General features: G+C 42.1%; 14 protein-coding genes. 7 read left to right on the top strand and 7 right to left on the bottom strand.

All coding sequences use genetic code 11. The features are described from left to right. Positions 1-136 precede the first annotated feature (136 nt). On the bottom strand, positions 137-901 hold the full coding sequence (locus AC1DRQ_RS25160) for a DeoR/GlpR family DNA-binding transcription regulator (RefSeq protein ID WP_429399316.1): 765 nt from the start codon (positions 899-901) through the stop codon (positions 137-139). Positions 902-1218: 317 nt separating this feature from the next. On the opposite strand from AC1DRQ_RS25160, the gene AC1DRQ_RS25155 reads away from it, so the two are divergent. From AC1DRQ_RS25155 to AC1DRQ_RS25145, 3 genes are read left to right on the top strand one after another with little or no spacing between them, the layout of a single operon-like run. After that, the gene (locus AC1DRQ_RS25155; protein WP_477427946.1) at positions 1219-2808 is read left to right on the top strand and encodes a glycerol-3-phosphate dehydrogenase/oxidase; all 1590 of its coding nucleotides are present in this window, start codon (positions 1219-1221) and stop codon (positions 2806-2808) included. A gap of 50 nt (positions 2809-2858) precedes the next feature. Next, a complete protein-coding gene (gene glpK / locus AC1DRQ_RS25150) occupies positions 2859-4373 on the top strand; it encodes a glycerol kinase GlpK (protein ID WP_477427944.1) in 1515 nt (504 codons plus the stop codon). Between the two features lie 42 nt (positions 4374-4415). Then, positions 4416-5144, top strand: coding sequence for an MIP/aquaporin family protein (locus AC1DRQ_RS25145; RefSeq protein WP_477427942.1), 729 nt, complete (start codon positions 4416-4418; stop codon positions 5142-5144). On the opposite strand, the gene AC1DRQ_RS25140 is transcribed toward AC1DRQ_RS25145, so the two are convergent. Then, positions 5141-6172, bottom strand: a complete 1032-nt coding sequence (locus tag AC1DRQ_RS25140) for a LacI family DNA-binding transcriptional regulator (RefSeq protein WP_477427940.1) — start codon at positions 6170-6172, stop codon at positions 5141-5143. The two genes, AC1DRQ_RS25145 and AC1DRQ_RS25140, sit on opposite strands and share 4 nt — an antisense overlap. A 285-nt stretch (positions 6173-6457) precedes the next feature. Between AC1DRQ_RS25140 and fbp the strand changes: the two genes are divergently transcribed. Beyond that, on the top strand, positions 6458-7525 hold the full coding sequence (gene fbp / locus AC1DRQ_RS25135) for a class 1 fructose-bisphosphatase (protein WP_477427938.1): 1068 nt from the start codon (positions 6458-6460) through the stop codon (positions 7523-7525). Positions 7526-7596: 71 nt separating this feature from the next. After that, positions 7597-8238 carry a DUF2306 domain-containing protein gene (locus tag AC1DRQ_RS25130; protein WP_477427936.1) on the top strand — a complete coding sequence of 214 codons (642 nt, stop codon included), beginning with the start codon at positions 7597-7599 and terminating at the stop codon, positions 8236-8238. Here AC1DRQ_RS25130 and AC1DRQ_RS25125 read toward each other — a convergent pair. Together AC1DRQ_RS25125 and AC1DRQ_RS25120 are read right to left on the bottom strand one after the other, a co-directional pair. Continuing rightward, positions 8233-9117 carry a cyclase family protein gene (locus AC1DRQ_RS25125; protein WP_477427934.1) on the bottom strand — a complete coding sequence of 295 codons (885 nt, stop codon included), beginning with the start codon at positions 9115-9117 and terminating at the stop codon, positions 8233-8235. The genes AC1DRQ_RS25130 and AC1DRQ_RS25125 overlap by 6 nt on opposite strands. Positions 9118-9122: 5 nt before the next feature. Further along, positions 9123-10499, bottom strand: a complete 1377-nt coding sequence (locus tag AC1DRQ_RS25120; protein WP_477427932.1) for an MFS transporter — start codon at positions 10497-10499, stop codon at positions 9123-9125. A 224-nt stretch (positions 10500-10723) separates the two neighbouring features. On the opposite strand from AC1DRQ_RS25120, the gene AC1DRQ_RS25115 reads away from it, so the two are divergent. Together AC1DRQ_RS25115 and AC1DRQ_RS25110 are read left to right on the top strand one after the other, a co-directional pair. Continuing rightward, positions 10724-12223 (top strand): flavin monoamine oxidase family protein, encoded by a 1500-nt coding sequence (locus AC1DRQ_RS25115; protein WP_477427930.1) that lies wholly within the window; start codon positions 10724-10726, stop codon positions 12221-12223. A 69-nt stretch (positions 12224-12292) separates the two neighbouring features. Next, positions 12293-12715 (top strand): SRPBCC family protein, encoded by a 423-nt coding sequence (locus AC1DRQ_RS25110; RefSeq protein ID WP_477427928.1) that lies wholly within the window; start codon positions 12293-12295, stop codon positions 12713-12715. Between the two features lie 15 nt (positions 12716-12730). On the opposite strand, the gene AC1DRQ_RS25105 is transcribed toward AC1DRQ_RS25110, so the two are convergent. The 3 genes from AC1DRQ_RS25105 to AC1DRQ_RS25095 form a co-directional block, all read right to left on the bottom strand. Continuing rightward, positions 12731-13117, bottom strand: coding sequence for a DMT family transporter (locus tag AC1DRQ_RS25105; RefSeq protein ID WP_429399328.1), 387 nt, complete (start codon positions 13115-13117; stop codon positions 12731-12733). A gap of 11 nt (positions 13118-13128) precedes the next feature. After that, positions 13129-14082 carry a sterol desaturase family protein gene (locus AC1DRQ_RS25100; RefSeq protein ID WP_477427926.1) on the bottom strand — a complete coding sequence of 318 codons (954 nt, stop codon included), beginning with the start codon at positions 14080-14082 and terminating at the stop codon, positions 13129-13131. 140 nt (positions 14083-14222) lie between these two features. Beyond that, positions 14223-14538 (bottom strand): SDR family oxidoreductase (locus AC1DRQ_RS25095; protein ID WP_477427924.1); only part of this gene is annotated, 316 nt, incomplete at its 5' end.

The following is a 14538-nucleotide window of genomic DNA, read 5'->3' as shown; positions in this document are numbered from 1 at the left end:
GGCTATAGCGAGCGTTGTGAATTTTGCTAAAACATGTTTAACAGCTATTTAAACGGGGATATAACCGGGGAGCGTAAAAAAATGCGGGTAACATGGATAATTACCGAAGATACCTGTTATATAACTTTCCCTTTTATCAAACTATAGTAACATTAATGCCCCTGTCTTCCAATAACTTTACCAGGGCTGGTGCTATGCCATTGTCTGTTATAATATGCTGAATTTGGTCGAGGGCGCAAATTTTACCCAGCCCACGCTTCCCAAACTTTGAACTGTCGGCCAAAACAATGGTGATCTGAGCCGCTTCAATCATTTTTTGATTCAGACGGGCTTCCATCAGGCTTGTAGTGGTCAGGCCCATCTCCAGATCAATACCGTCAACACCTAAAAATAAAATGCTGCATGATACATCCTGTAAAATTTGTTCGGCATAGGGCCCCATTACCGATGATGAATTTTGACGCAGTTGTCCGCCCAGTTGTAAAACATCTACGTTTTGATGACTTGACAATTCCATAGCCACATTTAGGGCCGAGGTAATTACCGTTAAATGTTTCTGCGGATTAATTGACCTGGCCAGGGCAACCATGGTTGTGCCCGAAGCAATGATAATGGAATCATTATTGCCTATCATACTTGCGGCAACTTTAGCTATCTTGTTTTTTTCTTCGGCGTTTAGTTTTTCTTTTTCAGATACCGGTTTATCGCTGGTATAGGGGTTTGTTTTTGATGCACCACCGTGGGTTCTGAAAAGCAAATTCTTATCTTCCAGTAGTTTCAGGTCCTTTCGGATAGTTACCTCCGATACTTTCATTTGAGTACTTAGTTCCTGTACATTAACATGCCCGGTATCCTGTAATTTCTTCAGGATCAACTGGTGCCTTTCCGTTATACTCTTCATGTTCAATTAATGTAGTTCTCAAAAATAGCAATTATATAGTCAAACATGTCACTATTGTGAACAAAGTAATCTTTATGCTATACAACGCCAATAGCTAAATCATTTAATTTACTAAATTAATATGGTGTTCCGTTTTGTTTCGATCGTTTAATCCTGAGGCCTGTTTAAATGAATAAATTATTATTTATAAAGCTAATTTACATGTTTTTGATAAAAGTTAAACTTTTTTATATTTTGTTTTGTTTCGAATTATTATTATTTCATAAATTTGATATGGAAATCGAAATGTATTTCTGTGCTGAAATTGAAATAAAAACATGATTGGAACTAATCGAAATGACATTATAAAACCTATATCCGATCCTGAAAAAATTTGGGATGTCATTATAGTAGGGGGCGGGGCCACCGGTTTAGGAGCTGCCCTTGATGCTGCTTCACGGGGCTATCAAACTTTATTACTGGAGCAGGCCGATTTTGCTAAAGGAACATCCAGTCGCAGTACTAAACTGGTGCATGGTGGTGTGCGTTACCTGGCACAAGGCGATATCGGTTTGGTGCGTGAGGCCTTACATGAGCGGGGATTGCTGCTTAAAAATGCACCGCACCTGGTAAAAAACGAATCGTTTATCATCCCTAATTATGAATGGTGGGGCGGCGCTTTTTATACCATCGGCTTAACCCTGTATGACCTGCTGGCCGGCAAATTGGGTTTTGGCCGCGCAAAGCATATCTCCAAAAAAGAAGTGATCAATAAACTGCCTACCATTAACCAAAAAGGTTTGTATGGTGGGGTGGTATATCATGACGGGCAGTTTGATGATTCCAGGCTTGCCATTAACCTTGCCCAAACTTCTTTGGAGCAGGGAGCTACTATACTTAACTATTTTCGTGTAGTGAGTTTGATCAAAAACGATCAGCAGAAAATCGCGGGTGTTATTGCCACAGATGTCGAAACCGGGCAAACATATAAGCTAAAAGGAAAAACAGTAATTAACGCGACCGGTGTGTTTGTTGATGATCTGTTACAGATGGATAAGCCGGGTAAAAAGCCATTGGTTAGGCCGAGCCAGGGTGTGCATTTGGTACTCGACAGATCATTTATGCCCGGAGAAGATGCGCTGATGATCCCTAAAACAGAAGATGGCCGGGTGCTTTTTGCTGTTCCCTGGCATGATAAGCTGGTAGTTGGTACTACCGATACTCCGCTTGATGGGCATAGCCTGGAGCCAAGAGCGTTAGAAGAAGAGATAGATTTTATCATCCGTACCACCGAGAAATACCTGACCAAAGCGCCAACCCGTAAAGATGTGCTCAGCGTATTCGCAGGCCTTCGCCCATTAGCCGCTCCGGAAAGCGGCTCATCAAAAACAAAAGAAATATCACGCAGTCATAAATTGCTTGTTTCTGAATCGGGGCTGATCACCATAACCGGCGGCAAATGGACAACTTATCGCCGCATGGGGGAGGATACCATTGATAAAGCCATTGAAATTGGTAATTTAACCGCGAAACCAAGTACTACCCGGAATTTGCCAATTCATGGTAGTAAGCTCAATGTAAACCGTAACGATCATTTATATGTTTATGGCAGTGATGAATATGCTTTACTTGCCCTAATTAATGAAAATGCCGAATGGGGCAAAAAGCTGCATCCGGATATGCCTTACATTCAGGCCGAGGTGATATGGGGAGTAAGGCATGAAATGGCCCGCAATGTAGAAGATATTTTGGCACGCCGGGTAAGGGCCTTGTTTCTTAACGCGCGCGCCGCCATTGATATGGCCCCAATTGTTGCCGGTTTAATAGCAAAAGAGCTTAATAAGGATGCTGCCTGGGAAAAAGAACAGGTGGAGGTTTTTACCCGCTTAGCCAATGGCTATCTGCTTGAACCTTATCAGGCCAAATAAATACAATATACAACCAATTAAATAACCAAAACCAAGGAAAAACATACATTATGGAAGATTACATTTTAGCTTTAGACCAAGGTACTACCAGCTCCAGGGCCATTGTATTTGATCACAAAGGGCGAATCAAATCTGTTGCTCAAAAGGAATTTAAGCAGATCTTTCCGCAATCGGGATGGGTGGAGCACGATCCTAATGAGATCTGGTCTACACAGGCAAGCGTGGCAGCAGAGGCAACCGTTAAGATGGGTATAAACGGAACCAATCTGAAAGCTATAGGCATTACCAATCAGCGCGAAACAACCATTGTGTGGGATCGTGTTAGCGGAGAGCCTGTTTATAATGCCATTGTTTGGCAGGATCGCCGCACAGCTCCTTTTTGCGATAAGTTAAAACAGGATGGCCATACCGACCTGATCCGCTCTAAAACCGGTTTGGTGATCGATGCTTATTTTTCGGCGTCAAAAATCAGGTGGATCCTGGATAATGTGAAGGGTGCCCGTGAAAAAGCCGACAAAGGCGAACTGGCATTTGGTACGGTTGATAGCTGGCTGGTATGGAAATTTACCCGCGGCCGCGTACATATTACCGATGTTACCAATGCAGGCCGTACCATGCTCTTTAATATCCGTACACAACAATGGGATGATGAGCTGATCGGTATTTTTGATATCCCCAAAAGTATGCTGCCCGAGGTAAAACAATCAAGCGAGATATACGGGGAAACCGCGACTACCATTTTCGCCTCGAAAGTTCCTATCGCGGGTATAGCCGGCGATCAGCACGCCGCACTTTTTGGCCAGATGTGTATTGAGAAGGCCATGGTCAAAAACACCTATGGTACCGGCTGTTTTATGTTGATGAATATCGGCGATGAGTTTATAGAATCGAAAAATAACCTGTTGACTACGATTGCCTGGAAAATTAATGGCAAGATACAATACGCCTTTGAGGGCAGTATATTTATTGGCGGCGCGGTAGTTCAATGGTTGCGCGATGGTTTGGGCATTATCAAATCATCAGCAGATGTAGAGAAACTGGCTTTGGCCGTAGATGATACCCAGGGTGTATATTTTGTACCTGCTTTTGCCGGATTGGGCGCACCATACTGGAAGCCTGATGTAAGGGGGACTATTGTAGGGCTTAGCCGCGGAACTACTTCATCGCACATTGCAAGGGCAGCGCTTGAATCCATAGCCTACCAAACCATGGATGTGCTAAAAGCTATGCAGGCCGATAGTGGAATGGAAATTAAAGAGCTAAGGGTTGACGGAGGAGCAACAAGTAATGATTTATTGATGCAGTTTCAGTCGAACCTGTTGAATTGTAAGGTGATCAGACCAAATGTGGTAGAAACAACTGCTTTGGGGGCCGCCTACCTGGCAGGCCTTGCTGTAGGATACTGGGAAAGTGTAGAAGAGATTCAGCAGCTATGGAAATCTGAAAAAGAGTTTACACCCGCCGGTGATTCGTCCGAAATAAAAAAAGCGGTGCAGGGATGGCGAAAAGCTATTCATGCAGCTCAATCATGGACTGATGAACTGCCGGATTCTGAAACTGTTTAACTACTTTTAGCCAACTAATTATTTACCAATAAAACTATCTATATGTCTCCATTCGTGGCCGAATTTATAGGCACCATGCTGCTTATACTTTTAGGTGATGGCGTAGTTGCCAATGTTGTTTTAAATGATACTAAAGGGAATAATGGCGGTTGGATGGTTATTACCACCGCCTGGGGGCTGGCTGTGTTTGTAGGTGTGGTTGTTGCAGGCCCTTACAGTGGCGCGCACCTGAATCCCGCAGTAACTATTGGCCTTGCCATTGCCGGTAAGTTTGCCTGGGCAAGTGTGCTGCCCTATATAGCGGCGCAAATTTTGGGCGCTGCTGCGGGCGCTTTCCTGGTATGGCTCATGTATTTCGACCATTTTCAACGTACCAATAACCCCGGGTCTATTTTAGCGGTTTATTGTACCGGTCCGGCGGTGCGCAACTATGTATCCAATATCGCCAGTGAAATCATAGGCACTTTTGTGCTGATATTCACCATATTTTACTTTTCAGGTGCCGAGATCACTTCCACCAAAACACCGGTTGGCATGGGTTCATTAGGTGCTATCCCGGTAGCTTTGCTGGTTTGGGTAATTGGCTTATCACTTGGAGGGACAACCGGATATGCCATTAACCCGGCCCGTGACCTTGGCCCACGTATCATGCATGCTATCTTACCTATGAAAAATAAAGGTACAAGCGACTGGACTTATGCATGGATCCCTATTTTGGGTCCTGTTGTTGGTGCAAGCATAGCCGCGTTTATTTACCTGTATTTGCGTTAATGCAATTTTTGGGATGACAACCTGGCTATCAGTTCGGTTTCTACCTGTTCTGTAGTAAATTCTTCAACGGGCCATTTGCTTTCAATGGTTTTGATAAGCATTTCAGTAGCCATTTGCCCTATTTGAAAAGCAGGCTGCCGCACTACAGTTAAAGGAGGATCAAATAATTCAGCAACATCAGAGTTGGTAAAACCTGCTATGGCCATATCATCAGGTATTTTTATACCCATTTTTTTCAGTATATGCATACAACTAATGGTGAGCCTGTCGCTGCCAATAAAAATAGCATCGGGAGGTTCATCCATGTTTAATAATTCCTTAATGGCAAATTCCACCTCATCCTGTATCATACCGCCATGGTTGCAGTATTTTAAATATCCGGGTTTAAAATCAAGGTTGTGCTCATCAAGAGCAGCTTTAAAGCCATCAAATCTTTCCCTGCTGATCAATAGGTTATTTGAGTTGGTAAGATGAGCTATTTTGGTAAAGCCTGCATTTATTAAAAGTTCCGCAGCATCAAATGATCCCTTAAAATTATTTGCAATGATCTTGTGGGTATTAACATCGGCCGCAACCCGGTCAAAAAATACAATAGGAAACCCTTTCTCGAGCAAGTATTTATATTGCGATGTATCAGTTGTTTCGGCAGATAACGAAACCAGCAAGCCATCTACATGCCTTGATAGTAAGTGCTGAACATTAGCGCTTTCGCGATCAAACGATTCATGTGTTTGCGTAATGATAACATGGTAACCACGGTTATAAGCTATGGATTCGATACCGTTAATAGCCTGCGAAAAAAAATTGTTGGCAACCTCACACACTACCACACCAATAGAATGGCTTTTTTGTTCTTTAAGACTTAGCGCGATGGGATTGGGCCGGTAATTTACTTTCTCTGCATACTCCAGCACCAGCTTTTTTGTTTCGGCACCTATTTCATAACTCCCGTTCAATGCTCGTGACACCGTTGATGTTGATAAACCAAGCGCCTTTGCTATATCCTTTATGGTGTAAGATTCAAACATAATTTAGTTCTGTGATTCCTGTATATAATTGTTGAGATCAAACGGTTTATAATAATAAGGAATTATTTATGATCAGGCTAAATTACTGTAAAAAACGAGATTTTTAAGGATTTATCAGGTTTAGCTTAATGCAATTAAACGGCATAAATCGTGCAATCGTTCCCGGAAACGATTGCATGGTTTTAGTTAGCTATATCTTTTTTTTATTAGTCAAGAGTAATTAATCTTGTTTAGGATTGAACTTTTCTTCATGCAAACATCCTGTTCAAAAAGCCATAAATTTATATGAAAGCAGTTAAAACGTTAGGACAATTTATTATTGAGAAACAAGCTGATTTTCCGTATGCCAAAGGAGAGCTTTCCAGGCTTTTACGTGATATTGGTATTGCAGCAAAAATTGTTAACCGCGAAATAAGTAAGGCAGGATTGATTGATATTATTGGCGAAACAGGTGAAATCAATACGCACGGTGAACAACAAAAAAAGATGGACGTTTATGCCAATGAGCAATTTATTTCGGCCCTGCAAAGCGGCGGCGAATGTTGCATTGTGGTGTCCGAAGAAAATGATGAACACGTTTATATTGATTCTGAGATCTCGAAAAATGCCAAATATATTGTAGCTATTGATCCGCTGGATGGTTCATCAAATATTGATGTAAATGTAAGCGTGGGAACCATATTTTCTATTTATCGCCGAAAATCAAATGAAGGAAAAGCCACACTGGATGATGTATTACAGAAGGGGACGGAGCAGGTTGCCGCCGGTTATGTGATCTACGGATCCTCAACCATGCTGGTTTATACTACGGGTAAAGGTGTAAATGGTTTTACGTTGGATTCCTCCATCGGTGAGTTTTGTTTGTCGCACCCGGAAATAAGCGTTCCAGATCATGGAAATACCTATTCAATAAACGAAGGGTATTACACCCATTTGCCGGCCGGAGTAAAAAAATACATTAAATATTGCCAGGTGGAAGATGATGGAACCAGCCGGCCTTATACTTCAAGATATACAGGTTCTATGATTGCCGATATTCACCGGAATTTAATAAAGGGTGGGATATTTATTTATCCGGCCACCGCGCAATATGCAAATGGTAAGTTACGCCTGGTTTATGAATGTAACCCAATGGCGTTTATTGTGGAGCAAGCGGGTGGTAAAGCAAGCGATGGTTACAGGCGAATACTCGATATTGAAGTAACTGAACTTCACCAACGGTCGGCGATATTTATTGGCTCCCAAAAGATGATTGAAAAGGCCGAAGAAATGATGGCTGAATTTTTGCCCGAAAAGGCAAAGGGGATATCGGTATTTAATGAAAAATTTAATAGCGTAGGCCAGATTAATTAATTGCTAACTGTAACAAATTTTCGGAGCCGGTTATCTAAAAGCAAATTATAGATTATTGAATATTAAACTATATGAAGCTGAGTAAGTTATCCTGGTTCCCATTTGTCTTTTTGGCTGTTATTATTGGCCTGTATCCGCTTATTTATTATTTTGTGGACATGCAAAACAACGGTTTGCTGAGTACCAAACCTCGGGAGTTATTAAACAGCATCGTATGGCATACAGCATTTTATATCCACATCACCTTTGGAGGTATAGCCCTGTTAACCGGCTGGACACAGTTTAGCCAAAAACTGCGCAACAGATATTTAAGCACCCATCGTTTGGTAGGGAAAATTTACGTTACTGCTGTTTTTTTAAGCAGCCTTGCCGGTATGTTTATAGCTTTTTTTGCTACAGGCGGCATAGGTAATGTTTTAGGCTTTGGCATACTGGCTATTTTATGGTTTATAACCGTAATAAAAGCTTATGCCAGTATCCTTAAAAGAGACATCAACCAGCATGAAAGCTGGATGATACGTAATTACGCGCTTACCTTTGCCGCGGTTACATTACGTATCTGGCTGCCATTGTTGTCAGATATCATATTCCATGATTTTATACCGGCTTACCGAATTGTATCATGGCTGTGCTGGGTGCCAAATCTCATTATTGCCGAGATCATTATAAGCAAAAGATCACAAAAAGCTGATTACGTTGCCAAAACTTTATGAGTTAAAACTGGCATATGCCCTTACCGGAAAAGTACCTGCCCCTTTGAACTTTGGCGGAACCGCGTTAAACCTGTAACCACCCTCCGGTAATTTATCCATGTTGCATAAATGCTCGGCGATCAATATCTCGGCGCCGAGTAAAATGGTATGTACAGGGCGGCTTTTACCGCTGGTGTCATCAATATTATGGCTGTCAATACCTACCAGTTTTACATGGCACTCTTTTAAATATTCCGCAGCATCGGCAGTAAGATAAGGGTGCCCTTCAAGATATTGCGGCGTATTCCAATGTTTGGCCCAGCCGGTATAAACCAATACCGCTTTATTCCTGATCTCTTTGGCAACAAAATAGCTCTTATCAATCGCAGTCGCGCTCTCTGCATTGATAGTGATGGCTTCCAGATCAGCAAATCGATCCAGCTCCATTTCAGACAGATCCTTACCATGCTCAAACCGGTGGAAAGGGCAATCAATATAAGTGCCTGTATTGGTCACCATTTCTATTTTACCTATCTGAAATTCGGTACCCGGCTCGTAATTAGCCTTTGACTGCTCTCGACTCAAATAATCGCAGATAACAGGAGATGGCAGGCCTTTATAGGTAACCAATCCGTCAAAAATAGTATGGCTCAGGTCAATGTATTTATCATCAGGCAATTCGTTAATCGGCTTGCGCTTATGTTTTTCTTCGATGTAATATTTATTCAGTATGTCAACCTTACCCACCATTAATAATTGCATATCATCAATAATATAGTCAGCAAGTTCCTGGTCGGTGATGGTATCGCCGGCAATGTCCAGCCTAAAATCCTGACCCTGTATGCCACCGCCATTGGTGAAAGAAATATCAAAGTCAAAAACTACTCTTTTATCATTCATTTCGCTTAAGCTGTTTTTAAATATTTACGAATTAACAAAATAACGCACAATAAACCCACTGCGGAAATAATAGAGCTTATTGTTATGGCATGTACAATTGCAGTAGCGCCACCATTGGCCATAGCGCCAAATACGGCAACTCCCATTGCGCCTGCTGCCTGCCGGGTGGTATTTAAAACAGCAGATGCTGTACCTGAACGTGTTTTGGTTACGCTGGCTAATATGCCTGTGGTCATAGCCGGCACAGCAAGCCCCATACCCAGTGGAATGGTGATAAAGGGAATAAATAATTGCCAGTAAGGTGTACCAGCATGTGCAATCAGTAAACCGGCAAAACCAACTGTGCCAATAAGTAACCCGGCCAAAATAGGTATGCGTGTTCCATATTTTGCCATGAGCCTGCCGCTAATGAGGTTAGATATAATAAAGCCGGCTGTTAGCGGCAAAAAAGCCATCCCTGCGGCAAGCGACGAATAATGCAATACATCCTGCAGGTATAAACTCAAAACAAACACGGTTCCGTAATAACTGCCGTTGAGTACAATACCCAACAGTACCAAAACATTAAAAGTAGGCGATTTGAACAGGTCAAGCGGCAATATGGGAGATGTGGCTTTTTTTTCTATCCGGAGGAACAATACCAGCATAATAGCGCTAAAAATAAGGCCGCCATATATTAACGGATTGTTGAAACCTAAATGATGCAGTTCAATAATGGCGGCGATAAGCGCGGTAAGTGCAAGCATCCAGGTTAACTGACCTGGGATATCAAACCCTTTATTGGGGTGTTTTTCGCTTTCTTTTAGCTTTATGCTTAATAGGATCCCAACCAGGCAAAGCGGGATGTTCACAAAAAATATCATTCGCCAGTTGCTGATATGCATCAGTAATCCACCAAGAATAGGGCCGGCAGCAATAGACACACCTCCGGCGGCTGTCCATAAAGCAACCGCGCGGCTTCGTTGTGTTTTGTGATGGGCAAAGCTCTGGTTTAAGATCGATAATGAGCTGGGGATCATGATAGCCGCTCCAATGCCCTGTAATACCCGGAAACCAATTAAGCTAAACGGGTTCCATGACAGACCACATCCTACAGATGCAATACCAAATACCAGCAATCCAAACTGAAAAAGCCGTTTTGACCCCAACAGATCGCTCATGCCACCGGCCGATAACATCAGCACAGCAAAGGCAATGGTATAGGCATCAACTATCCACTGCAATTCGCTTATATCGGCAGTAAATGACCGGGATATTTGGGGCAGGGCAATATTAACAATAGATACATCAAGCTGAGATACTACAAAAGCCAGACTGGTTGTACCAACTATAAAAAGAAAGGAGGGATTAGTAGCAGATACTTTTTTAACAGGCACTTCCATATACAGGTAAATGTATTGTGTTATAATATGGCCGCAAAGATAAACCCACCATCAGGATTACAGTTCGGTTTAAAATGAAATATGACTAAACAAGGACCTAAGCTTAAGTACAGGATAAGTGAATAAATATTTGAGGCCCTCTTTTAATAAACCCCATTTGAATAGTATATTTAGCTTTATATCAAGCACTCATTACCTCATCCTATTAAACCAAAGGAATAAGAATGACTAACATAAAAAGAAGAGCATTCATTAAAAATACGCTCATAGCAGGTGCCGGCACCGTTTTGACACCCCAGATATTACACGCTACAGAGCAAGCAGGTATAAAAACAGAACCTATCAATAAACAATTATCAGCAAACGCTAAAAAGGTAATAGTAGCAGGCGCCGGTATTACGGGTTTGTGCTGTGCCTATGAACTAATGAAGGCCGGGCATGATGTAGTTATTCTGGAGGCAAGCGGTAGGTATGGCGGGCATGTTTTTACCGGGCGTGATGGCCTGTCTGATGGTTTATATGCTGACTATGGTGCCGACCATATTACCAAACCAGGCTATGAACGTTTTTTTGAGTATACAGATGAATTTAAGCTGAAAGTGATCCCGTATCCTCACGCCGAAGGCTCTGAGGCATCGCCAGACAATCATACGCTTAAAATGATTGGCGGTAAGTTTTACACACAGGAAATGCTTAAAGACCCGGCTGTACTTACTAAGTTTGGTTTCAATGAAAAAGAAATAAAATTCCTGTCGCAGAAACCCATGTATGCTTTACGTGATTTTTATCTGAAGCCTTACCTGGGAAAATTTACCGATCCTTATCAGCCTTTTGGGGTTGGATATGATGATTACGATAAGATCCCTATTGCTCAGATTTACAAAAAAGAAGGGGCCTCGGCTGGTGCACTCCGGTTTCTTGGCGGGGGAACCACATCAGCCCTTTATGTACTCTGGCGATCAGCGATCATGAACTTTCGGGGTATACCACCTTCAGAAGGAGATACCTTTCACCTGAGAGATGGTAACGAGCAATTGCCCATTGCTTTTGCTAAACGTTTGGGCGCAAGGGTAAAGTTAAATCATCCGGTTGTGGCCATTAAGCATGATAGCACAGGCGTAACCGTGTCATACAAGCCATACGGTTTGGATAAAGTACAGGAAATGAAGGCTGATGTGCTGGTAAACTGTATTACGCTGCCTATATTTAAAAATATACCTATAAGCCCTCCTTTATCACCGGCAAAGCAATATGTGGTGAATCGTATGGGTTATTCGTCGCACCCGTTCTATGTATTTGAGGCCAGCACAAAGTTTTGGCTCGATGATGGTTTTAAAACGATCAATATGGAATTTGAACACCCTGATATATCATCCATATGGGAAGAAACCAACGAGGTAGATACCAGCCGGATTGTTTTAAAAGCTTTTGGCCCTGGTGGGATTTCTCCTCAACGTGTTTTGGCTGCTTTCAGAGCGGTTTATCCGGGTAAACATGATACTATTGAGCAAGCGTTAACTATGGACTGGACGAAAGATAAATTTGCCCCTGCTTGCGAAATGCAGCCTTTTCCAATGGGCGAAATGCATAAGTTTTGGCCGCAGATCATGATGCCCGAAGGCAGGATTTATTTTGCAGGTACCTATGCCGATAATATGAGCCGCGGTATGGAATCCTGCATCCGTTCGGCACAACGGGTGGCGCAGGAAATTAATAAGCTTTAGGTAATACTTTTTGAAGATAATGACGTTATAATGCAATAGAGTGGGTATGTCTATCTAATAAACTCCGATATGCTAAAGCCAGTTCAAATAAGTCATTGTTTCCCGGTTTCGGCTGAGCGGGTTTTTGATGCCTGGCTAAACCCCGAAATAATTAAACTATGGATGTTTAAAAGCTCGTCCAACAAAATTGTAAGTGTAAAAATAGAGCGTTGGGTTGATGGGGGTTTTTCTATTTTGGAATTGAGTGGAGATGAGGAGATTGATCATTTTGGTCAATATAAGGAAATAACAGGGCCCCGCAGGCTTAGCTTTTCATTGGAAGTACCTAAACATTTCCCCTGTGTTACTACTGTAGATATTAACGTTGACCCCGATGCCAATGGCTGTAAACTCACACTGATCCAAAGAGGTGTGCCAGCCAAAATAACAGAAGCCCCCTGGACCGAAATGCTTGATAATTTAGAAAAACTACTCTGTCAAGAAAGCCTGTAACTTCGTTTTGCCTTTTTAAGGTACCTGATTAATATGTGTTACAGAAAACTTTAAGCCCATAATGCCGATCATGATCAGCGAAATAAAAAAGGCCTCGGTCCACGTAATGGTTTTATTGAAGAAACTTATCTCAGCTATTTTTATCAAGACAAGTGTGGCCGCGGTCCAAATGGCATAGGCTGTAGCTGTCGACAGCTCTTTAATAGACAAAGAGAAAAAGTAAACATTACCTACGCCAAAAAGGATATAGCCAAGCAGCGGGGCCAGTAGGGGAAAGCTTATGTCAACCCGGTAAAAGTTATGCCAGGTGAGCAATTTCAGGTCACTCAGTTTAAAAAACTTAACCGAAAATGTCCATGCTGTTTCAAATACTGCTGCTATGATGATGTATATCCAGGCCAAAATTAATGAGGTTATTGCAAAATTTCTTCTTGCTGGTGAGGTGTTAATGGTGTGTTGAATATCTCGGGTTGATGGGTTTCTGTTTTTGGAACGCTTTTTTTTCGTAAAGCGCTTAATGCCGAAAGTATAGCCGGTCTCAAATTATAATAACGCTTAAACCACTTGTACTTCAGTAAATTATTTTCATTAAACCGCTTAACAGAAAACGCGTGCTGTAAAAAGTAATCTTTAGGATATTCATAACCCAGGCCCCAGTTTTCGCGCTGGTTACCGGGCGCATGGCCAGGGTCATAAGCTGTACCGAATAAATGATCCCAAATGGCAAATTTGGTTGAAAAGTTAGCGTGAAAAACTTCCTGATAGTTAGCATGGTGCCACAAATGCAACTCAGGGCTGTTAATGATGTATTTGAGCTTTCCCAGTTTTACTTTAACGTTGGCGTGTATAAACATACCAAACATGGCATCCAGCATCGCTTTAATAGGTATTACAGCCGGGTCGGCGCCTAATAAAATAATGGGTGCAAATTCAATGGTTTGGTTAATGATGATCTCGGCTATATGTGAGCGGGAGCCCGATAAAAAATCAACTTCCTTGCCCGAATGATGGGCTTCATGGATTCGCCAGAATACTTTGTTACTGTGCTGAAACCTGTGGAACAAGTAAATGTACAGATCATGGGTCACCAGGAAAAACAACACCTGCACCGCTACCGGCCAATCCTTTACAAATTGAATAGCCGACCAGCTAAAATGGTACTGAACAGGCGCTATCAGGTAATCAAATATCAGGATCTTTAAAAAGTAGCTTTGAATAAGTGTGTACCAAACCAGGTCGATCCAAAACCCCTCTCTAAAAAAAGATAAACCTTTGCGGTAGGGGGATACCCGCTCCCAGGTAATGATCAATATTACCCACAAAGCCAGTATAATGGTAGTAATGGTAAGTAGTTTTTCCTGTGGCATTGTATTAATAATTTCCTGTATCGAGTAGTTAGTATCAAGTAGTTAGTATCAAGTATCAAGATTATAAAAAGCTATCTATATATCTATAAGAGAAAGCGAGGTCTTGATACTTGATACTAACTACTTGATACCACATACATTTAAATAGCTGTCCATCCGCCGTCAACTACCAGGTTGGCGCCGGTCATGTAAGCTGATGCATCGCTCGCCAGGAATATTAAAGCGCCTTGATAATCACCAGCTTTTGCCATGCGGCCTAATAGTGTTTTTGCAGAATAGTTTTCTATGAAAAATTCGTTCTGGTTATTCTCAACCCCACCTGGCGAGAGGGTATTTACCCTGACACCCTTATTTCCCCAGTAAGCAGCCAAAAAGCGGGTGAAATTAACAACTGCGCCTTTGGTAACCGGGTAAGCTGCCGATTTATAAAAGTCCTGTTCGCCCTGTGGGTTTTTG

This window comes from Mucilaginibacter sp. P4_E8, assembly GCF_056401495.1.
The sequence above is the reverse complement of the archived record's forward strand: the minus strand, read 5'-3'. Positions and strand labels throughout refer to the sequence as shown.

Coding starts and splice junctions, on each gene's coding strand:
- AC1DRQ_RS25160 (WP_429399316.1), bottom strand. CDS start 901: ATGAAGAGTATAACGGAAAGGCACCAGTTGATCCTGAAGAAATTACAG.
- AC1DRQ_RS25155 (WP_477427946.1), top strand. CDS start 1,219: ATGATTGGAACTAATCGAAATGACATTATAAAACCTATATCCGATCCT.
- glpK (WP_477427944.1), top strand. CDS start 2,859: ATGGAAGATTACATTTTAGCTTTAGACCAAGGTACTACCAGCTCCAGG.
- AC1DRQ_RS25145 (WP_477427942.1), top strand. CDS start 4,416: ATGTCTCCATTCGTGGCCGAATTTATAGGCACCATGCTGCTTATACTT.
- AC1DRQ_RS25140 (WP_477427940.1), bottom strand. CDS start 6,172: ATGTTTGAATCTTACACCATAAAGGATATAGCAAAGGCGCTTGGTTTA.
- fbp (WP_477427938.1), top strand. CDS start 6,458: ATGAAAGCAGTTAAAACGTTAGGACAATTTATTATTGAGAAACAAGCT.
- AC1DRQ_RS25130 (WP_477427936.1), top strand. CDS start 7,597: ATGAAGCTGAGTAAGTTATCCTGGTTCCCATTTGTCTTTTTGGCTGTT.
- AC1DRQ_RS25125 (WP_477427934.1), bottom strand. CDS start 9,117: ATGAATGATAAAAGAGTAGTTTTTGACTTTGATATTTCTTTCACCAAT.
- AC1DRQ_RS25120 (WP_477427932.1), bottom strand. CDS start 10,499: ATGGAAGTGCCTGTTAAAAAAGTATCTGCTACTAATCCCTCCTTTCTT.
- AC1DRQ_RS25115 (WP_477427930.1), top strand. CDS start 10,724: ATGACTAACATAAAAAGAAGAGCATTCATTAAAAATACGCTCATAGCA.
- AC1DRQ_RS25110 (WP_477427928.1), top strand. CDS start 12,293: ATGCTAAAGCCAGTTCAAATAAGTCATTGTTTCCCGGTTTCGGCTGAG.
- AC1DRQ_RS25100 (WP_477427926.1), bottom strand. CDS start 14,082: ATGCCACAGGAAAAACTACTTACCATTACTACCATTATACTGGCTTTG.